A 20,754-nucleotide genomic window follows, 5' to 3' on the forward strand; every position below is an offset into this window, starting at 1 on the left:
TGGAAGTTTTAGGCAGATCGACAGACGGCAATTTCCAGGAAATGTGGCGGCAGTGTTAGATAGGGCCGGGTCAAGGGAGTGATTCGCGACGATGAACCGTTCGGAACCGATTGTCCGGCGCAAGCTTTCCGACGAGGTCTTCTTGCGACTGAAGCGCCTGATCACCAGCGGCGAGCTGATGCCGGGCGACGACATGCCGTCGGAGCGTGAGTTGATGGAGCGCTTCGAGGTCGGCCGACCGGCGATCCGCGAGGCGATGCAGGCGCTGAGCAATATGGGCCTTGTCGCGATCTCGCATGGCGAACGCGCCAAGGTGCTGCAGCTCACGGCAAAGTCGATCATCAAGCAGGTCGATGGCGCCGCCAAGATCATCCTGTCGTCATCGAAAGACACGCTGGAGCATTTGAAGACCGCGCGCATCTTCTTCGAGCGCGGCATGGTCAGGGAAGCCGCCGAAAAGGCCACCGCCGAGGATGTGCAGCGGCTGCGGGCCACCGTTGCAGAACAGCGCGGCTTTCGTGGCAACTCCGAAGCCTTCATCTCCGCCGACATGAAGTTCCATACCCAGATCGCCGCGATCTCCGGCAACCCGATCTATGTCGCCGTCAGCGAGGCGATGTTGGGCTGGCTGAAGGAGTATCACACCGAAATGCTGATCTGGACCGGCAAGGAACAGTTCACGCTGACCGAGCATGAAGAGATCATCGGCCGCATCGAGAAGATGGATGCGGACGGCGCCGAAAAGGCGATGATCAAGCATCTCGAGCGCTCGCGCGCGCTCTATGTGATGAACTCCGAAAAGTAATTTCAGCCGAGCCGGGTGATCGCATAAGGCGTCATCACGAGATGGTCTGGGCCAAAAGCTGAAATGTCGACCCGCACGTCGTCCGCCGTCAGGTTCGCCAGCCACGCGACAGTCTTGCCCGAGGCCGAGCGTCCAGCCAGCGCCAGCACTCTGGTCTCATCGCTCGTCCTTGCCGGCACATGCGCAAGGCCGGCCAGTTCGCAAAGCCCCTTGATAGCCCTGAAGAGCGGCCGGGGTGATCGTTCCGCGACGGGTTCTCCGGATGACGCCAGCACGCCGAACGGTCCGGTGAAGCTGGAGAGCGTGAGCTGTTCCAGTCCGGCGGGCGCGACGCGTGCGGCATAGCCGATCGTCCACGCCGCGGCGAACAGGCCGGTATGGCGAGGATCGCTGTCGGCCATGGCGATGCGCTGTCTTCCGGGATTGGGCTTGGTCGCGCCGCCATAGGGGTTCTGCCGCATGGCGATGGTCGATGGTCCGATCCGGTATGGGTTCGCCCCGAAGATCGCCCGTGCGGATTGGGTGATGAAAGGCAGCGCCTCCAGCGACTGCATGATGCTGAGATCGTCGGCGGCATGCACGATCGGACAGGTGCAATGGGTGACGAAATCGAGCCGGTCTGCCGGCACGCGCTTGCGGTTGAGTTCGGTGAAATAGCTGAACATGCCGCCACCGAGGCGGATGTCGGGGAAGGCGCGCCGCGCCGCCGCATAAACGTCGTCGAGCGGCGGACAGTCCGGCCACGCGCTGCCCGGCGGCGTCGACTGCCGGTCGACCGAGGGCGACACGGCAATAGCCGAGAGTTTCAGCCCGGCCTCGCGTACGAGCCCGGCGACGCCTGACAATTCGGCGTCAAGATCGCCAGCGCAGGTAACAACGCATTCGAGGGACGTTTCAGCTGGGTAGGCATTTGCGAGCCGGGCGAAAGCGCGCAAAGCATCGAGCCCGTGGCCGCGCGTCGGATCGTAGTGAAACAGCAGCTGTTGTGGGCCGAGTGTCGTCAGCGTGGAGAGGTTCGCCAGCGCCGTCTCGACATCCTCGGGATAGATGACCACGCCGACATCGGGCAGCCTTGGTCCGGCCTCGCCGAGCTCGACGCGGACCGCTTCGCTGGCCACGGCGGCAGCCGGCGCTTCGCCTTCACCTGTGATGCTCAGGCTGATCGTCTGGCGCAGCGGTTGGTCGGCAGGCAGCACGTACGGCCAAGGCAGCGCCAGCGGCCGTACATAGGTCTTGTAGGAGGCGTCCGACCAGTTGCGCTGGTCCTCCATTTCGAAAGTATCGCCTTCCATCCGGCATTCAGCGGTGACACTAGGTCGAACCTGATGGGTGATGGCGCGGATATCCTTGAAAGGCTGCCAGGGGTCGATCAGTTCGGGAAGCTTTGTTGCCACCACGTTGCCGTCTGTATGCTCGACCGTGACCAGGCTGCCGGCGAGGTTGGCGATCGGGTGCAGGATGCAGAAGCCGCAGCGGTTGGTTTCGAAATCGCTTTCGGGGAGGGCGCTGACGTCGAAGACCAGACGGCCGTCGGCGGAGCCTTTGATGGTGGCGCGGAAGCCGAGCCGGCTTCCATCGAGGGCCACACAGCTTGCCGAATAGCTGACTGAAAAAGCGTTGGCACCCTGGTCGATGATAAGGTCCGTCAACGCTGGCTCATAAGTGCCCCAGTCGCGGTCGCGGACGATATAGGCGATGGCGCGCAGCACTTCGGTGCCGCCATGGCGGATGGTGCGCAGATTGCCGTTGACGAAGTCGGCGCTGAGCGCGCCGGCGCGCAGCCTGACCGGCTCGGCCTCGACCGTACGCGTGCCGTAGAGGAGGAAGGCGTCGGCCGTCATGTCAGCAAGGCGTCGAGTTGCACCGGCTCGCGGCTCGCAGCACCGGCATAGGCGGCCTCGACCAGCGCGAACGTTTTGAGGTTGTCGGCGCCTGAGGTCGCCGGTTCGATGCCTTTTGCCAGGCAGTCTACCCAGTGCTGCTGGATGGCGACGACGCTTTCCTGGATGTTGTGCCATGGCCGCGACGCCCAAGGCAGTAGCGGCGGCGAGACGTCGGTAACGGCCGTGCCGTTCTTGCCGGTGACGGTCAGCCGGTATCCCTGCGCCAGCCGGATCGTGCCGTCGCTGCCGTCGATCTCGATCAGCGTCTCGGGAAACGGCTCCGTGGCGAGCTTCGTCGCGTAACTGCAGTCGACCACCGAGGTGGCACCGCTGTTGTGATCCATCAGCATCGTCGCGACGTCCTCGCCCGCGATACCGGGATTTACGCGGGCGGTTCGCGTTGTGATGGTCGAGACGTCGCCGAGCAGGAAGCGGGCGATGTCGAGGCTATGGATGCCGAGGTCCTCGATGATGAAGCGCTTTCCCGTCGCCAGATAGGGCTGGCTGGAAAACACGTCATAGGCCGAGCGGAAGGAGATGCGCCCGAAGAAAGGCGTGCCGATCTCGCCGCTGTCGAGCACGGCGCGCACCGCCTGGATCGGCGACTGCCAGCGAAAATTCTCATGCACCATCAGCGGCACGCCAGCCTCCGCGCATGCCCTGACCATCGCCTTTGCGTCGGTAAGCGTCGGCGCGAACGGCTTTTGGCAGATCACCGGAACGCGATGGGCGGCCGCCATTTCGACAAGCGGACGATGGCTGGGCGCGGTGGTGGCGATATCGACGAAATCGAGGCTTTCGCCGGCAAAAAGATTCGCCGCATCGGCATAGCGCTTCGCAACGCCGAACTGGTCGCCGACGATCCTGAGCCGTTCCGGATCGCGGTCGCAGATGGCGACGATCGCGGCGCCCGCTATGTCGCGCCAGGCATGCATCTGGTTGACGGCAAAGAAGCCGCAGCCGATCAATGCTCCACGCAACTCCGCCATGCTCAGCCTGCCTTTGCCATCTGCATCAAGGTGACACGTTGCTGAAGCCGGCGCTGCGCCTGGTCGACGACGACGGCGACGATGATGACGAGACCCTTGATCACCATCTGCCAGAACGAACTCACACCCATCATCACCAAACCGTCCGAAAGAATGCCGATGACGAAGGCGCCGACAATGGTGCCGCCGATCGTGCCGCGGCCGCCTGACATCGAGGTGCCGCCGAGCACGGCCGCCGCAATGGCGTTGAGCTCGAAACTTTCGCCTGTCGCCGGATGCGAGGCCATCAGCTCGGACGAGATGATCAGGCCGACGATCGCCGCGCAGAAACCGGAGAACATATAGACGAACATCTTCACCATGTTGACACGGACGCCCGAAATCCGCGACGCTCGTTCATTGCCGCCGACGGCGAAGATGTGGCGGCCGAGCGGCGTGTACTTGGCGAGATAGGCCGCTCCCAGCGCAACGACGATCAGGATCCAGATCGCCACCGGCAGGCCAAGCAGCCGGCCGGCACCGAGGAAACCGAAACCGGTGGTGCCAAGCTCCGGCTTGCCGACGAGGTTGGGGAAGGTGCGGCCATCCGACGACAGCAGCGCCAGGCCACGCGCGACATAGAGCACGCCGAGCGTGGCGATGAACGGCGCGACGTTCAGCCTGGTGATCAGCAATCCGTTGACGGCGCCGATCAGTATGCCGACGGCAAGCGTGATCAGCGCGATCTCGAAGACGTTGAAATAGATCGTGTAGCCGATCTGCAGGTCGATGCCGTTGAGCACAAGATAGCCGGCGACCATGCCGCACAGGCCGACGATCGAACCGACCGAAAGGTCGATGCCGCCGGTGATGATGACGAAGGTCATGCCCATCGCCAGGAACGCGTTCAACGCCACGTGTTTCGACATCAGGATCAGATTGGCGGTCGACAGGAAATTCGGCGCCGCGATCGAAAAGAAGATCAGGACGGCGATCAGCGCGATGAAGGTCCTGAGCTTCATCAGCGTCAACAACACCGAGCCGCTGGAAGCGGAGGGAGCGGCCGCCTTGGCTGGGATGTCAGTCATGGGCGGTGCTCTCCGTGTGTGGGGCCGGTCCGTGGCCAAGTGCCGATGCAGCCACGAGTGCCGCCTCCGTCGCCTCGGCGCGGTCGAACATGCCGGTCAGTTTTCCGTTGCTCATCACCGCGATGCGGTCGGACAGCGCCATCACCTCATCGAGATCCGAGGTGGCGAACAAAATCCCCAATCCGTCGCGGGACAATTTACGCATGGTGCGGAAGACATCGGCCTTGGCGCCGACATCGATGCCGCGGCTGGGCTCGTCCATCAACAGCACCTTGGGTTCGGTGAGCAGCGCCTTGCCGATCACCATTTTCTGCTGGTTGCCGCCCGACAGCGAAGACACTTCCTGCGCTGGGTCGGCGACCTTGATCGCCAGTTCCCGCACCATCTGTGTCACCGCCTGCCTTTCGTCGGTGCTACGGATATGGAACAGGCGGGCAAATCGCGACAGGCTGGCCAGCGTCAGGTTGCTGGCGACCGAGAGGATCGACACCAGCCCTTCGCGCTGACGGTCCTCGGGGATCAGCGCCAGCCCGCGCCGGATGCGCCGCGTCGTGTCGCGCTCCTTGACCTGTTTGCCACCAATGAAGATCTCGCCCGTGGAATGGCCGTGGCGGCCCATGATGCAGTCGAACAATTCGCTGCGCCCGGCGCCCATCAGGCCGTATATGCCGAGGATCTCGCCGGCACGCAGCGACAGCGAGACGTGGTCGACGGCAAGCCCGCCGGTAGCGCGCGGCAGACAGATGTCCTCGGCACGGAAGATCTCTTCGCCCGGAAGATGGCCGTCGGCCTTGGCGAAATCCTTGGCATCGGAGCCGATCATCTGGCGAACGATCCACTGCGTGTCGACGTTTTTCATCTCTTCCTGGCCGGTGATGCGGCCGTCGCGCAGCACGGTGATGTAGTCGCCGATGCGGATCAGCTCTTCCAGCCGGTGCGAGATGTAGACAATGGCCACGCCGCGCGCCTTGAGGTCGGCGATCACCTTGAATAGGATCTCGACTTCCGCCGCGCTCAGCGCCGAGGTCGGCTCGTCCATGATCAGGATGCGCGCGTCGAGCGAAACCGCCTTGGCGATCTCGACCAGCTGCTGCTGGCCGATGCGCAGATCCTCGACCAGCATGTCGGGCCGTATGCCGGCCTGCAGGCGTTCCAGAAATTCAGCCGCGCGGTTTTCCTGTTCCTCGCGGTCGATCTTGCCGAAGCGGTTGGTGATCTCCCGGGTGGCGAAGATGTTCTCGGCGACGCTCATATTGCCGAACAGGTTCAACTCCTGGAACACCATGCCGATGCCGCGGTTCACCGCATCGCCGGACGACGAAAAGGAAACCTCTTCGCCCTCCAGCAGAATGCGGCCGGCTGTCGGTCGTTCGACACCGGCGATGATCTTCATCAGCGTCGATTTGCCGGCGCCGTTTTCGCCGACCAGCACGTTAACCGCGCCCTTGCGCACCTCGAAATTGGCGCGCTTGACCGCAACGGTGCCGGAATAGACCTTGGAGACGTCCTCCAGCTTCAGGATGATGTCGCGCTCTGCGGCGCTCATGGCTTCGGCCCGATCTCTGCCTCCGCTGGCGTCACCAGCGGCAGGTCCTGGCCGCTGCCCAGCGTATAGGCGCCCACCACCTTGGCGCTGCGGCCCTCCAGCGCCTCGCGCGGCAGCTTGGACAGCACCGTCTTGTCGGCGTAGCTGTTGAACGCCTTGCCGAACTGGGCGAAGTCGATCTGGTTGGTGAAATCGTTGAACTGGATGAAGTCCAGGCTGTCGCGCAGCGCGGTACCGCGCACCGCCGGTCCGATCTGCACCCGCGCATCGGCCTTGCCGTCGCCGTCGACATCGACATCGACCGTCGCCGCGCGCGACTGTGTGTTCGCCGCCACGATCCTGCCTTCCAGGCGAACCGCGAAAGTCCATGGCGAGTTCGCCTGCTTGTTCGGATTGCCGTATTTGGCGCCGGCAGCGGCCGCATCGGTTGTCGCCAGGGTGTGAACCTGCGCAAACGGCCCGGCTTTCTCTTGGAGATAAGGCACGACCTTTGCCGCCCAGATCTCCTCGACTATCTTGTCGGGATTGAAGGCGGGAGCGTTGCCGCCATCTCCCGATTTCGTCGGCAGGATCTTGCAGGCGGTCAGGCTGATGCCGACCATCACGGCAAGGATCGGCCAGTTCGGCTTGGTGTTCAGCATGGCGGCCTGTCGTTCAGCATCGTGGGCGGTCCACGGAAAATGGCAGCGAGGGGCGACCCTGGGTTCGCCCCTCGCTGTTCATCTCACGCGGACTCAGTTCGTCAGCGCGAATGTCTCCAGCTTGGCGGCATTGTCGCCATTGACCAGAACGCAGTCCATCAGCTGCTTTTCCTTGGCCGGCGACTTCTTGTTCTTGATGAGGTCGTTGGCCTGCTCGACCGCCATCTGCGCCTGCGCGAAGGCGGGCTGCAGCACGGTTGCCTTGATGCCGCCCGAGTTGATGGAGTCGCGCACGTCGTTCGATCCGTCGAAGCCGACGACGATGACATCCTTGCGGTTCGCCGCGGCAAGTGCTGCATAGGCGCCCATCGCCATTGTGTCGTTGCCGGAAATGACGCCCTTGATGTCGGGATTGGCCTGCAGGATCGATTCCATCTTGGAATAGGCTTCTGTCTGGCTCCAGTTGGCCGACTGCTGGGCGACCATCTTCAGATCCGGATAGTCGTCGATGACGTCGTGATAACCCTTGGAGCGAATGCCGGCATTGGTGTCGGATTCCTTGCCGACCAGCTCGACGAAATTGCCCTTCTCGCCCATCAGCTTGACGAATTCCTGCGCGCCGAGTTGGGCGCCCTGGTAGTTGTTGGAAACGATCTGCGCCACGGCGACGCCGGTGGCGTTGATCTCGCGGTCGATCAGGAAGGACGGAATGCCAGCGTCCTTGGCCTTTTGTACGGCGGCGACGGTGGCGTCGGCACCGGCATTGTCGAGGATGATCGCCTTGGCGCCGCGGCCGATCGCGGTGTCGATCAGCTCGGACTGCTTGTTGGCGTCGTCGTCATGGACCAGCACCAGCGCCTCGTAGCCGAGTTCCTTGGCCTTGGCTTCGGCGCCGACGGCTTCCGCCTTGAAGAACGGATTGTCGTGCGACGGCGTGATGATGGCGATGAGATCCGCCGCGTAGGCGGGCACGGCCGTGCCAAGCGCCAGCATGCCGGCGAAAGCCGCAAGCGTCATTCTGCGTGTGAGTTTCATGAAGTCCTCCCGTTTGAAAAATTGCCTTGGTCAACCAAGGCTCTGTCGGCATCCGAATTCGTCAGGCGGCGGGGGCGGCGGATCGCTTTCGGGCTAAAGAGCCGTTTGCCGGCTTGCCCTCCACGGATCGTCGCTCCCCAGCCATCCCCCATTCGCCCAGGCTTCGAACTCCCTGCGAAACCCTGTCGATCCGAGCCATGAACAGCTAAGCCAACTGGTATGATGAGTCAATCACAAATTCAGGTAACATGTACCTGATGAGCGGTGAAAACCGAGCGTCGGCATCTGTACGCCGACGCATCGAGGCGCTGCGGCAAGCGCCTGTCCTCTTTCAGGTGATGCGCTGAATGCTGGCGGCGATCTCTTCCGGCTCGAACACGCGTTTCCAGTCGTCACGCATCAGCACCGGCTTGCCGAATTCGATCGCCTTGTTGCAGGCGTCCGAGAAAACGCCCTTGGTCTCGCCGAAGATGACGGCGCCGAGCACATTCATATGGCCGAGCAGGAAGTCGAGCGCCGCCTGCTTGTCGACGCCGCGTGCCACGACCTCGTCGACGGCTTCCTTCATGACCACCAACAGCGAGGCGCACACCGTCTCCGAAAGGCCAGGCTCCAGCAGGGCCATCTGTTCGACGCTGACACGGTGTGAACGCATGACCGGCGCCCAGATGATTTTCGCGATCGCCTCGCCCTTGGCGTAATCTTCTTCCGGCCCCTGCATTAGCGCACTGACCATATGCTGCTTGGCCTTGACGCCGCCGAAATAGTCCTTTTTGGCCGCCATGTCTGTTTCGTCGTTGAAGATCGGCGGATGGCAGGGGTGGGTGACGAAATAGGTGAGGTCCGGTCGGTTGGGCAGATGGCCGGCGAAGGGTGCCGCCGCGTCGAGCACCACCACCATCGTGCCTGATACCAGCTTGCTCTCGATGCTGGTCGCCACCTTGCCGATATGCGTGTCCGGAACGGCCAGGATCACAACATCGGCACCCTTGAGCGCCTCGTCGGCGCTGACCGTGTCGAAACCCAGTCCGGTCTTCAGCCGTTCGCGGCCGGCATCGCTGACCTCGACATGGCGTATCGTGTAGGGCGATCCGCTAAAATTGGTCGACAGGCGGTAGCCCATTTTTCCGCCGGCACCGAACAGCGCAATCGTTGTCATCTGGTCACTACTCCTGATCTCAGCCGACGGTATCGCCCGTCGTCAACTTATCAACTGGTATAATCACGCTACCAGATTTTGGCAATCCGATAATGGTGAATGCGATGCAGGTCACGACTGCCGGTCTCCCGCCGACATTGCGGCGTCGCCGTCTGTCGGCTCGACCGGCGCTCGCCGCGTCATCGCTTGTCGTCCGGCAAGCGCGAGCACGAAGATGACAACGACGCCCTGCACGATATCCTGGGCGCCCGGAGGAAGGCCGATGATCTGCATCGTTGTGACGATCAGGATCAAAAGGATGCTGGCGAACAAGGTGCCGACGGCGGTTGCCGAGCCGCCAAAGATCAGCGTTCCGCCGAGGACCACCGCAGCGATCGACTGCAACAGGTAGGGCTGGCCCATTTCGAGGAAGGCGCCGCCGATATAGGCGCCAAGCAGCAGCCCGTTGAGCGACGCCAGCACCGACGAGATGATGAAGGCCGATGCGATCACCGGGCCGGTCCTGATGGCGGCGAGCCGAGCTGCAGTGCGGTTCTGGCCGACCGCCGACAACAACTGGCCGAACACCGTGTAGCGCAGCACGAAGGAGGTTGCCGCGACGCCTGATATGGCGATAACGGCCATGATCGGCACTCCGGAAATACGGCCCGATGCCAGGTATTTCAGCGCCGGGCTGACGCTGAAACCCGAGATCGCCCGGTTCGACAGCAGCGTTGCGGTGGCCAGCACGTAGCCGGTCGCCAGCGTGGCGATGATGGCTGGGATGCCGAGCACCACGACAAGCAGCGAATTGAGCGCGCCGACGGCAAGGCCGAGCAGGATCGCGGCGGCACCGCCGATGGCGAGATTGGCATCCTGGCCCTTGATGGTGAGCAGCGCGACGAAGGCACTGAGCGTGATCACCGAGGCAACTGAGAGGTCGATGTTGCCGCGCCCGGTCGTCACCACGAACATCTGGCCGATGCCGACGATCGTCAGGAAGGATGCCGACAAGATGATGCCCGACAGGCTGGACAGGCTGAAGCGGTTGGTGACGATCGATAGCACCAGCCACAGAAGCAGCACGCCGATCGCCGCCCAGATCCAGCGGTTTCTCTGCGTCCAGAGGCTGAAGGCGGTCAGAGCGTTCATTGTTCGCTCCTGCGGTCAGCGGTTAGGCTGCGCAGCGTCAAAAGAGCGATCAGGATCAGGCCTTGCGTCGCGGCGTTGAAATCGCTGCTGACGTTCAGCGTGCCGAGCAACGCGCCGATCAGCGACAGCGTCACCGCCCCGGCGACGGCGCCGACCGGCGAGATGATACCGCCCAGCAGCGAGCAGCCGCCCATCACCACGGCGGCGACGCTAAGCAGAGTGAACGAATTGCCGGAGTTGATGTCGCTCGCCGTGTTGATCGCCGTCAGCGACAGGCCGGCTGCACCCGCAAACAGCCCGGCAATGAGATAGCGCACCAGCGCATAGCGCGTCGGCGACCATCCCGAACGGATCATCGCTGTCGGGTTGTTGCCGAAGCCGCGCAGCACCACGCCGAGCGGCAGCCGGTCGATGACGAAGACGATCAGCGCGACGGCTGCGATGAGGATGATGGAGGTGGGCACGAAGCCAAGCGACCAGCTGAAGAGCGCCGACAGCCATTCCGGGCTGGCGCCGCCGGGCGTCGGCTGCAGTGCATAGCCCAGTCCGACCCAGATGAAGGAGGCGCCGAGCGTGACGACGATGGCCGGAATCTTGCGCGCCTGTATCACCCCGCCAAGCCCGGCATAGGCGGCGAGCGCTCCCGCCAGCGCCAGCGCGCCGAGCCATGGTTGGTCGTAAAGCAGCGTGGCGCTGAGCACGCTGACGAGGCCGGCGAAGGCGCCGACACCGAGGTCAATCTCGCTGCCGCCGACAATGAACATCTGTGCGGCCGTCACCAGCACCAGCGACAGCGCCGGCATCAGCAGCAGATCGAGGCCGAAGATCGAGGCTACGGCTGGATTGGCTGAGACCATCACGGCCAGCACGGCGGCAAGCCCGATGAAGGGCGCCGCATCCACCAGCCTGCGGCCAAGCCTTGTCGCTGGCGCATCCTTGTCTCGGGCAGCCGCAAGCCTGTCAGCCGGCTGGGCGAAGGATGCGCCGACGACAGCCGATTCCGTGATCGCGTCACCGGTGAGTTCCCTGACGATCCGTCCGCCGGCAAAGACCAGCACGCGATCGCAGGCGAGCAGTTCGGCATCCTCGGTCGTATGCCAGACCAGTGCGCGGCCGCTGCGCGCAATCTCGTTGCACAGCCGGTAGAAATCCTGCTTGGTGGCGATGTCGACGCCGCGCGTCGGGTCGTCGAGCAGGATGATCGGCGTGTCGGCGACTAGCGCTCGCGCGACCAGCGCCTTTTGCTGATTGCCGCCGCTGAGCTCGGTGATGTTGGACTGGAAGCGGCTGTCATCCAGCCGCAGTTTGCCGGCGGCACCGGCGGCCATCTCGCGATTGGCGCGATCGGAAACCAGGCCCAGCGCCGGGCGGCGGGCCAGTGCGCCGATGCTGATGTTTCCCAGCACGCTCCACAGCGGGAACACGCCTTCCTTCTGCCGGTCTCCGGCGATGAAGCCTGCCTGCGCATGTCGTGTGACCTCGCTATTCTGCTTGCGGTCGGGGCTGAAGATCCTATGCAGCAGCTCCTTCTGGCCGCTGCCTTCGAGGCCGGCCAACCCGACGATCTCGCCGCGCACGATCTCGATGTCGCGGCCGAGTTCTGATGTCAGCGGGCCGGAGAGCCGCACCAGCACGTCCTGGGCGGAGGCGGCGGAGACGGCGTGCTGATGCACCGGATTGGCATCGCCGCCCATCAGCTGCACCAGCCTGCCGATCGAGGCGTCCGCGACCTGGCCCTGCCACGCCGTGCGGCCGTTGCGCAGCACCACGATCTCGGTGGCGATGTCGATGATCTCCTGCAGCTTGTGGCTGATGAAGATGAAGGCAAGGCCGGCCTTTGCCCGCTCGCGAATGAAGGCTCGCAGCTGTTTGGAGCGGTCGAGATCGAGCGACGAGGTCGGCTCGTCGAGCACGATCAGCCTGACGCCGGGCGTTGCCGCGGCACGCGCGATCTCCACCATCTGCCGTTCGGCGATGGAGAGGTGGCCGACTTCGGCGTCGGCATCGATGCCGTTACCTGGAAAGACAGCGTCGAGCGCTGCGCGAGCCCGAGCCTTGTAAACCGTTCTCCACCCCGGTCGGGTCGCCGCATCCTGAGGTGTCTCCAGAAAAAAATTCTCGGCGACCGACAGGTTGGCGCAGAGCGAAAGCTCCTGATGCACCATGCGGATGCCTCGCCGCTGCGCCTCGGCGGTGCCGTAGTCGGCGAAGTTCACATGTTCGCCGGCAAAGGAAATCGAGCCCAGCGTAGGCCACATCGCGCCGCACAGGATACGCATCAGCGTCGATTTTCCAGCACCATTGCCACCGACCAGCCCGATCACGTCGCCGGCACCGACGCAGAGGTCGATCCCCGTGTTGGCGAGCGTTGGTCCAAAGCTCTTGGTGATCCCGGTGAGCGAAACGACACTTTGCCCGATTGGTGCGGCAGGCACCTTGGCGGCGGCTCTGTCCTGATCGGCGACGGCAGACTGGGACATTCGCCCTCCGTTTCTTCGACAGCGACGATCGGGCGGTGCTCCGGCACCGCCCGATCCGGTAGCGCTGGATCGCGTTACTTGCTCAGCAGGTTCTGCTTGACCCAGTCCAGCGAATAGCTCGGGCTGATGATCTGGCCGCCTGGCAGCTTGGCGTATTCCTTGAGGTTGCCGGCATCGACCGTCGCCACCGGCATGATCATCAGCTTGGGCGCCTGGGCACCCTTCAGCAGCGACAGGCCGAGCCAGAAGGCAGCCCCTCCGATACCTGGCGTGGTGTTCATGGACACCGTTTGATAGCCGTTCTTGGCGTTCTCATCGGCCCACCATTTGACGAAGTCGGTGCCGCCGCCACCCTCGATGATCGGCATCTTGCCGGTGTAGTCGCCGCCATACTGGACGAAGGCCTGCGCGATGCCGACATCGTCGCTGCCGCCCTGGCCGAGCACGGCGTCGACATGCGGCAATGAGGGCAGCACATTGGCGATCGCCGCCTGCGCCACCGAGGCGGTCGCCTGGCCATAGACGGTCGCCACCACCTTGATGTCGGGATACTTCGCCAGCACCGACTGCTGCGCATTGAACATGTCGTTGTCGGGCGCCGAACCCTTCACGCCACGCACCTGCAGGATGTTGCCCTTGCCGCCGAGCATCTTGAAGACCGCCTCGGCCTGGGTCGCCTTGTAGCCCTTGAAGTCGAAATTGAGCTGGTAGTTGCAGGGTGCCGAGGCCACCGAATCGAAAGAGATGACGATGATGCCGGCCTTGCAGGCTTTTTCGATGATGCCATTGACTGCCGTTTCCGAGGCGGCGTCGACGGCGAGCACGTCGACCTTCTTCAGGATCAGCTCGGCAATCTGGCTGTTTTGCTGCGCCACCGAGCCATCGCCGTTCATGACGATATAGTCGGCGATCTGACCAGCGGCCTTGGCTTCCTTGGCAGAGGCTTCGAACGCTTCCACCATCTGGTGCCGCCAAGTGTTGCCGTAATAGGCGTTGGCGAGCGCGATGACCGGCGCGTCCTGTGATGCCATTGCCGGCAACACAGCAGCGCCCACCATTGCGGCGCCGGCGAGCGCCGCCACAGTTACAAATCTCATGGTATTTCCTCCCAAAAACACGATCGGCTTGGCTTGCCACACGAACACAGCGTAACCTCAAGGGACACGCTATGTCAGGTACATATTATACCAGCATACCAAATAGGCAAGCGTCGACAGTGACACTGCCGCGCATCGCCTGTTGTTGCGGCCGCTACCTCGATGGGATGGTAATTCGTGATCGTTTTCTGCGGCGGCTTACAAGCCGCTCTTTGGACAGAAGCCTTGAGAGGCCGGGCCGAGCGCTACTTCAAAAGATCGACCAGCACGTCGAAAGCGGCGTCGATGTCGGCGCGGACCGCGGCCCTGACGGCCTCCGCGTCCCGGTTTTTCAATGCCGCGAACATCTCCTGGTGGTGTTCGTTGGCGGTCGAGTAGTTTCCCGAATCGTGCAGCATGTTGAAGTAGGGGCTGATCTGCAGCCAAAGGTTCTCGATGATGTTGAGCATGTTCTCCGAACCCGCCGCCCGATAGATCGAGAAATGAAAGGCGTAGTTGGCGCGCAGATAGGATTTGACGTCGCCGGCGGCATTGGCCTGTTCGAGCGCATCCAGATGCTGGCGCAACTGCGCCACGGCCTGGTCGTCCATGCGCTCCGCAGCCCATGCGGCCGCGATCGCCTCGATCTCGAACCGGACATTCCTGAGGTCGATGAGGCGTGCGCGGCTTAATGCCGGAATACCGATCGACCGGCCTGAAACCACCATCAGTGCGTTGGCCGCCGTCAGGCGCCTTAGTGCTTCCCTGACCGGCATCGGGCTGACACCGAAAGCATCGGCAAGGCTCTGAACCGTGACCATCTCGCCCGGCACGATGCTGCCGTCGAGGATCAGTTCGGTGACATGGCGATAGACCCTGTCCTGCAGGGTTTCCCTGGACAGGGGTGTGATCTCGACCCCCGACTTTTTGTACGCCGATCCAGCCATCTCCCGTCAACCTTCCCGCCCAAGGGCGACGCTACCGCCAGAGCAATTCCAGGAAAAGTGTGAAACGGTTTTCCGTCCGGAATTGCGCCAAAGCAAAGAGACAGAGTGGCTCCGCGTTTCACAGAGACGCGGAGCCACTCTGGCGTCCGGAATGCAAGGTTCAAGGTGCCACGTCAAGCGCCCAAGGGTCCCGGTTTTGATATTAGATGATTTCATCATTGATCTTTGATCAAATCATGTTAGGGTCACCGGCATCGAATGACAAGGGTTACGTTCGTGCCCTTGGGAGGCATTCGGTCGTTCGGATCGGGAGGAGTTTCATATGGGTATCGGATTGAAAGTCCGGCGGCTCGCGCTGCTGGCCGCCATGGCTGTATGCGCCCTTGGGCTGCCCGGCGCGCAGGCAGCCGAGAAGCACAAGATCTTTCTCAGCATGAGCTACATCGGCAATGATTGGCAGGCGGAGGCGGCCAACATGGTCAAGGCCATGGCCGCTCACAAGAGCCTGGCCGACAAGGTCGACCTGCAGGTCCAGGTCGCCGGCCCTAACGCGCAACGCCAAATTCAGCAGATCAATGCAATGGTGCAAAGCGGCGCCGAGGCGATCATCGTGTACCCGATCTCGCCGACCGCGCTCAATCAGGTCGTCAAGAATGCCTGCGACAAGGGTGTGAAGGTGTTTGCCTACGACGCCGAGATCACCGAGCCTTGTGCCTACAACGTCCACATCGACCAGCTGGAAGCGGGCAGGGTGACCGCCGAATGGCTGGTCAAGAAGCTCAATGGCAAGGGCAACATCATCGCCATCACGGGTGTTCCGGGAACATCCGTCGACGATCAGCGGACAAAGGCCGCCAAGGAAGTCTTCGCCAAGTATCCTGACATCAAGATCGTCGGCGAGGCTGTCGGCATGTGGAGCCAGGCTGTCGCCCGCACCGAGCTTTCGAAGATCCTGGCTACCCGCAATTGGGACGACATCAACGGGCTGTGGATGCAGGTCGGCTGCTTCACCGCCAACTCGATGCAGCTCGAGGCCGGCAAGAAGACCAGCGAACTCCTGCCTTGCGCCGGTGAAGGCTCCAATGGCGGCCGCATCCAGATGCTGCCGGAGGGCACCGAAGTCGAAGGCGCGGCGCCGCCCTATGCACCGGCGGGCGCGCAACGCATTTCCTATGCGTCGCCGCCCTATTCCGGTGCGCTGGCGCTGAAGCTCGCCGTCGAGGCGATCGAAGGCAAGGACGTGTCGAAGACCACCATCCTGCCGTTGCCGGTCGTCACCAATGAGACGATCAAGCTGTGCGACGAAGGCACATGGGCGGAGATGAAGGCAGGCTGCAACGCCTTCAAGCCGTCGCTGGTCTCCAATCCCGGCTGGTTTGCCTCGATCTTTTCGGACCAGACACCCGAGGTCGGCCTAGCCGCTGCCCTCGTTGGACAACCGGAGAACTGAGCCTCCCAAGGCAAATCGCGACGATGTACGGATGTCTTGTCCGTGCATCGTCGATCCGCGCTCATGCGTGGCGTCCCAAAATGCGCAGCCTGCGATCGAGGATATGACAGAACATACCGCGCTCCCCGCCATCGAGATCGACGGCATCAGCAAGGCGTTCGGCCCCACCGTCGCCCTGGACGGCGTGTCATTCCGGATCGCGCCCGGCAGCGTCCATGCACTGCTCGGTGAAAACGGAGCCGGCAAGTCGACGCTGGTGAAACTGCTGTCCGGGCTGGTCCGGCCAAGCGAAGGTCATGTCCGTGTCTTCGGCAAGGAGATCGCTTACGGCGCACCACGCGCAGCACATGCGCTGGGCATGCAGACGGCGTTCCAGGAGATGACCCTGGTGCGCGATCTCTCCGTTCTCGACAACATGCTGCTGCCCTACGCCCCCGTCGGCGTCTCCGGCCTGATCCGGCGCAGCGCTGCCCGCAAGGCTGTCCGCCGCCACATCGACGATCTCGGTTTTTCCGTCGATCTCGACGCGGAGGTGAGCGAGCTCGAGCTTTCGGTGCGCCAGAAGATCGAAATCGCGCGTGCCGTCTATCGCAAGCCGCGCATCCTGCTGCTCGACGAACCGACCTCGACGCTCGCCGGCCGCGACGTCGACTGGCTGGGCGATATCATCTCCAGGCTGAAGGCGGCGGGCACCACGATCGTCTTCATCACCCATCGGATGCGCGAGGTCCGCGCCTTTTGCGAGACGCTGACGATCCTGAGAAACGGCCGCCACATCGTCACCGCGCCGGTTGCCGACGTCTCGGACGCCGATGTCATCGAAAAGATCATCGGCCGCAGCATCGAGCAGACCTTTCCGCCCAAGCCCGACGGCGCCCAGGCCTTCGGTCCGCCGGTTCTGGGCGTGCGCGACCTCAAGGTCGGGCGCAAGCTCGACGGCGCCGGCTTCGACCTGCGCAAAGGCGAGATCCTCGGCGTCGCCGGATTGCAGGGCATGGGCCAGCAGGATCTGTTCCTGGCCTGCTTCGGCATGGCCGAAATCACCCGCGGCCACATCCTCGTCGATGGCCGCAAGGTCTGGCTCGGTTCGCCCGCGGATGCCTTGCTGCCCAACATGGCGATCGGCCTGGTGCCGGAGGATCGCAAATCCGAAGGCCTGTTCCTGAAACTGTCGGGCAGCCAGAACGCCACGCTTCCCGTGATATCGCGCTTCACCCGTTTCGGCCTTGTCGACGCGCAAGCCGAGACCCGCTCCGTCGAGGCGGCGTTCGCCACTGTCGAAGTCGACCGCCGCGCGCTGTGGACGCGGGCCGGCGCGTTTTCCGGCGGCAACCAGCAGAAAATCGCCATCGCCAAATGGCTGGTGGCGCACAGCCGCATCCTGCTTTTGTTCGATCCCACCCGCGGCATCGACGTCGGCACCAAGCACGAGCTTTATGTGATGATGCGAAACTACGTGGCCGCTGGCGGCTCCATCCTGCTGCACTCGACCGAAATCCCCGAACTCGTCCACCAATGCGACCGGGTCCTGATTCTCTATGACGGGCGCATCGCGGCCGAGCTCGAAGGCGACGCCATCACCGAGCCGGCCATCATGCGCCCGGCACTCGGCCATGCCGGGGAAGCCGTCGCATGAGCAGCGCAAGCCTTTCATCACCTGGTTCCGGTGGCTTGGGGCTGCGTCGCGCGCTGATGCGCAACCGCGGCGCGCTGATCGCCGCGGCCGTCCTGGCGATCCTGCTTTTCATCGTCGACTGGATCAGCGCCGGGCCGCTCACCTATTTCGATGTGTCGTTCCTGTCGAGCGGCGGCGCGACTTCGGCGCTCGCGGCGATAGGCCAGACCATCGTCATCCTGTCGGGCGGCTTCGACCTGTCCGCCGGCGCGGTAATATCGCTGGTCAATGCCGTGCTGGCATCGAGCATGGACCCGATGGCACCAGGCGCCAGCATCATCTTGTGGACCGCCGTCGGCATCGGCGTCGGCATGGCCGTGGGTGCCTTCAACGGCTTCTTCATCGCGGTGCTGCGCATGCAGCCCATCGTGGTGACGCTGTCCACCATGTTCATCCTGCAAGGCGTGACGCTGCTGGTGATGGACAAGCCCGGCGGCTTCGTGTCGCCCGATCTCGGCACCTTCTACCTCGGCGACGCGATCACCGGCTGGCTGCCGATGCCGCTGGTGGTGATCGGCGTCGTCCTGCTCGCCTGGTTCTGGCTGAAGGGAACACGCTTCGGCACAGCACTTTATGCGGTCGGCAGCGATCCGGAGTCGGCCGCTGCCGTCGGCATCAATGTCGTGCTGGTGCGCTTTGCTGTTTATGTCATCGCCGGCGGCTGCTATGGCCTTGCCGGAGTGTTCATCAGCGCCCAGACCGGCAGCGGCGATCCGCTGGTCGGCAATCCGCTGCTTTTGTCGATGTTCGCGGCGGTCGTCGTCGGCGGCACGCGTCTCGGTGGCGGGCAGGGCGGCCCGGTGGGCTCTGTCTTCGGCGCCTATATCTTGATGATCGTGGTGAACATCCTGCTGGTGCTCAATGTGTCGGCCTACTATGCGACCATCGCCGAAGGCACCATTCTGGTGCTGGCGGCACTTGCCGGCTCCATTTCCCACGCATCGGTTCTTGCCGTGCAATTGCGGGCCGCGCGCGCCCGGCTTGCCGCCTGGCGCGCCGGCATATTGCCCTCGCAGCTCGAGCGCGTGGACCGGCGCCTCAAGGTCGCCGAACCATCGCCTAACCAGCGCGGTCCGGCATCGCCGCGCCCTGCCTTCCATCTGCGCAATGCGGAGACGCTGCGCTATGCGCTGCCGGCCTATGTCTGCCTGCTGCTCATCGTGGTTGTCACCCAGATCTGGCTCGGCCGCGCCATCCTCAATCCGGGCTACTGGAACTCGCTGCTTGTGTTGTCGTCCTTCCTCGCTGTCCTGGCGCTCGGGCAGGGAACCGTCATTCTGACCGGCGGCCTCGATCTCTCCGTGCCGTGGACGATCGGCATTTCCGGCATCATTCTGGCCGGCATGGTCAACGGCTCCGACGCGGCTCTTGTCTACGCCTTGCCGGTCGTATTGTTGATGGCCTGCGTGATCGGCTTCGCCAATGGCTTCGGGATCGTCTATCTCGGCATCTCGCCGATCGTCATGACGCTCGCCACCAACGGCATCCTGCAAGGCTGCGCGCTGCTTTATTCGCAGGGAACGCCGGCCGGCTTTTCCTCGCCGATGCTGCGCTGGGTCATGACGGCAAGGCTCGCCGGCCTGCTGACGCCGATCGTGCTGCTGATGGTCGTCTTTGTCGTGGCGGCGGTGCTGCTGCTCGGGCGCACGCCGTTCGGACGCCGGGTCTACGGCATCGGTAACGGGCTGCGCGCGGCGCGATTGTCGGGCATCGGCGTCGAGCGCACGCTGATCCTGGTCTACATGCTGTCGGCCGTCTGCGCGGCTGTTGTCGGCATCATGCTGACCGGCTTTTCGGGGCAGGCGAGCCTTGGCATGGGCGACGACTACCTGTTGCCCTCGATCGCCGTGGTGGTCGTCGGCGGCGCGCTGATCACCGGCGGTCGCGGCCACTATCTCGGCATGCTCGGCGGCGTGTTGTTGCTGACGGCGTTGCAGATGCTGCTGGCCGGCACCACGCTTCCCTACGCCACAAGGGCAATTCTTTACGGGCTGGTCGTTCTGGGCGCCGTCATGGCGCTGCGCGAACGGCGGCTGCAATGAGAAGGACAGGACGATGAGCACAAGGGCGCCGGTTTCGGCGGACGACTTTCTGATTGGGCTGAAAGGCCAGCGCGTGCTGGTGACGGCAGGCGCCGGCGGCATCGGTTTTGCCATAGCCGACACGCTGTCGCGGCTCGGCGCCCGCATCGTCGTCTGCGACGTTTCCGACGAGGCGCTGGCCGCTGCGCCCGACAAGATCGATCTGGTCGCCGCGGTCAAGGCCGACGTGTCGCGGGAAGACGAAGTCGACCGGCTGTTCGAAGCGGTCGAGAAAGAACTCGGCGGGCTCGACGCGCTGATCAACAATGCCGGCATTGCCGGGCCGACCGGCGGCGTCGACGAGATCGATCCGGCCGACTGGCGGCGCTGTATCGACATCTGCCTGACCGGCCAGTTTCTGTGCGCCCGTCGCGCCGTGCCGCTGATCAAGGCGGCGGGCGGCGGTTCGATCGTCTCGATGTCGTCGGCCGCCGGCCGCCATGGCTACGCCTTCCGCACGCCCTATTCGGCGGCCAAGTTCGGCGTCATCGGTTTCACGCAGAGTCTCGCCAAGGAGCTTGGACCGCATGGCATCAGGGTCAACGCCATCCTGCCCGGCATCATCGAGGGACCGCGCATCGAAGGTGTCATCTCGGCACGCGCCAAGCAGGTCGGCATCAGCCACGAGGAGATGACCGGGCGCTATCTGCAGAACATCTCGCTGCGCCGCATGACCAGCCCCTATGATGTCGCTGCGATGGTCGCCTTCCTGCTATCCGATGCAGGGATCAACATTTCGGGCCAGTCGCTCGGCGTCGACGGAAACGTCGAAACACTTTGAGGAACAAT

At 63.8% G+C, this 20,754-nt stretch carries 16 protein-coding genes; 5 read left to right on the forward strand and 11 right to left on the reverse strand.

Features of this window, described 5'->3' with window-relative positions:
* Positions 1-91 precede the first annotated feature (91 nt).
* The gene (locus C8D77_RS09280; RefSeq protein ID WP_109661653.1) at positions 92-805 is read left to right on the forward strand and encodes a transcriptional regulator NanR; all 714 of its coding nucleotides are present in this window, start codon (positions 92-94) and stop codon (positions 803-805) included.
* A gap of 2 nt (positions 806-807) precedes the next feature.
* Here the strand turns inward: C8D77_RS09280 and apnL are convergent, their stop codons facing one another.
* The 11 genes from apnL to C8D77_RS09335 form a co-directional block, all read right to left on the reverse strand.
* Positions 808-2,646, reverse strand: a complete 1,839-nt coding sequence (gene apnL / locus C8D77_RS09285) for a D-apionate lactonase (RefSeq protein ID WP_109661655.1) — start codon at positions 2,644-2,646, stop codon at positions 808-810.
* Positions 2,643-3,677 (reverse strand): Gfo/Idh/MocA family protein, encoded by a 1,035-nt coding sequence (locus C8D77_RS09290; RefSeq protein WP_109661657.1) that lies wholly within the window; start codon positions 3,675-3,677, stop codon positions 2,643-2,645. Before C8D77_RS09290 ends, apnL begins: the two co-directional genes overlap by 4 nt.
* Positions 3,678-3,679: 2 nt before the next feature.
* Positions 3,680-4,744, reverse strand: coding sequence for an ABC transporter permease (locus C8D77_RS09295; RefSeq protein ID WP_109661659.1), 1,065 nt, complete (start codon positions 4,742-4,744; stop codon positions 3,680-3,682).
* Complete coding sequence (locus tag C8D77_RS09300; protein WP_109661661.1) at positions 4,737-6,290, reverse strand: sugar ABC transporter ATP-binding protein; 1,554 nt, start codon at positions 6,288-6,290, stop codon at positions 4,737-4,739. The genes C8D77_RS09295 and C8D77_RS09300 overlap by 8 nt, the downstream gene beginning before the upstream one ends.
* Complete coding sequence (locus C8D77_RS09305) at positions 6,287-6,931, reverse strand: DUF2291 family protein (protein ID WP_109661664.1); 645 nt, start codon at positions 6,929-6,931, stop codon at positions 6,287-6,289. Before C8D77_RS09305 ends, C8D77_RS09300 begins: the two co-directional genes overlap by 4 nt.
* 93 nt (positions 6,932-7,024) lie before the next feature.
* Positions 7,025-7,966, reverse strand: a complete 942-nt coding sequence (locus tag C8D77_RS09310; RefSeq protein WP_109661666.1) for a D-ribose ABC transporter substrate-binding protein — start codon at positions 7,964-7,966, stop codon at positions 7,025-7,027.
* 331 nt (positions 7,967-8,297) lie between these two features.
* On the reverse strand, positions 8,298-9,125 hold the full coding sequence (locus C8D77_RS09315) for a phosphogluconate dehydrogenase C-terminal domain-containing protein (RefSeq protein WP_109661668.1): 828 nt from the start codon (positions 9,123-9,125) through the stop codon (positions 8,298-8,300).
* A gap of 111 nt (positions 9,126-9,236) precedes the next feature.
* Complete coding sequence (locus C8D77_RS09320; RefSeq protein WP_109661670.1) at positions 9,237-10,256, reverse strand: ABC transporter permease; 1,020 nt, start codon at positions 10,254-10,256, stop codon at positions 9,237-9,239.
* Entirely contained in the window at positions 10,253-12,736 is a 2,484-nt protein-coding gene (locus C8D77_RS09325) for an ATP-binding cassette domain-containing protein (protein WP_109661672.1), read from the reverse strand. The genes C8D77_RS09320 and C8D77_RS09325 overlap by 4 nt, the downstream gene beginning before the upstream one ends.
* Before the next feature lie 74 nt (positions 12,737-12,810).
* Positions 12,811-13,833, reverse strand: coding sequence for an ABC transporter substrate-binding protein (locus C8D77_RS09330; RefSeq protein WP_109663224.1), 1,023 nt, complete (start codon positions 13,831-13,833; stop codon positions 12,811-12,813).
* A 245-nt stretch (positions 13,834-14,078) separates the two neighbouring features.
* Complete coding sequence (locus C8D77_RS09335; protein ID WP_109661674.1) at positions 14,079-14,759, reverse strand: GntR family transcriptional regulator; 681 nt, start codon at positions 14,757-14,759, stop codon at positions 14,079-14,081.
* A gap of 322 nt (positions 14,760-15,081) precedes the next feature.
* On the opposite strand from C8D77_RS09335, the gene C8D77_RS09340 reads away from it, so the two are divergent.
* From C8D77_RS09340 to C8D77_RS09355, 4 genes are all read left to right on the forward strand, one after another.
* The gene (locus tag C8D77_RS09340) at positions 15,082-16,209 is read left to right on the forward strand and encodes a sugar ABC transporter substrate-binding protein (RefSeq protein ID WP_109661676.1); all 1,128 of its coding nucleotides are present in this window, start codon (positions 15,082-15,084) and stop codon (positions 16,207-16,209) included.
* Positions 16,210-16,312: 103 nt separating this feature from the next.
* The gene (locus C8D77_RS09345) at positions 16,313-17,845 is read left to right on the forward strand and encodes a sugar ABC transporter ATP-binding protein (protein ID WP_109661678.1); all 1,533 of its coding nucleotides are present in this window, start codon (positions 16,313-16,315) and stop codon (positions 17,843-17,845) included.
* On the forward strand, positions 17,842-19,926 hold the full coding sequence (locus C8D77_RS09350; protein ID WP_109661680.1) for an ABC transporter permease subunit: 2,085 nt from the start codon (positions 17,842-17,844) through the stop codon (positions 19,924-19,926). The genes C8D77_RS09345 and C8D77_RS09350 overlap by 4 nt, the downstream gene beginning before the upstream one ends.
* A gap of 13 nt (positions 19,927-19,939) precedes the next feature.
* Entirely contained in the window at positions 19,940-20,746 is an 807-nt protein-coding gene (locus C8D77_RS09355; RefSeq protein WP_109661682.1) for an SDR family oxidoreductase, read from the forward strand.
* The last annotated feature ends 8 nt before the right edge of the window (positions 20,747-20,754 follow it).

The organism is Mesorhizobium loti, from assembly GCF_003148495.1.
In the GTDB taxonomy this organism is placed as follows: Bacteria; Pseudomonadota; Alphaproteobacteria; order Rhizobiales; family Rhizobiaceae; genus Mesorhizobium; species Mesorhizobium loti.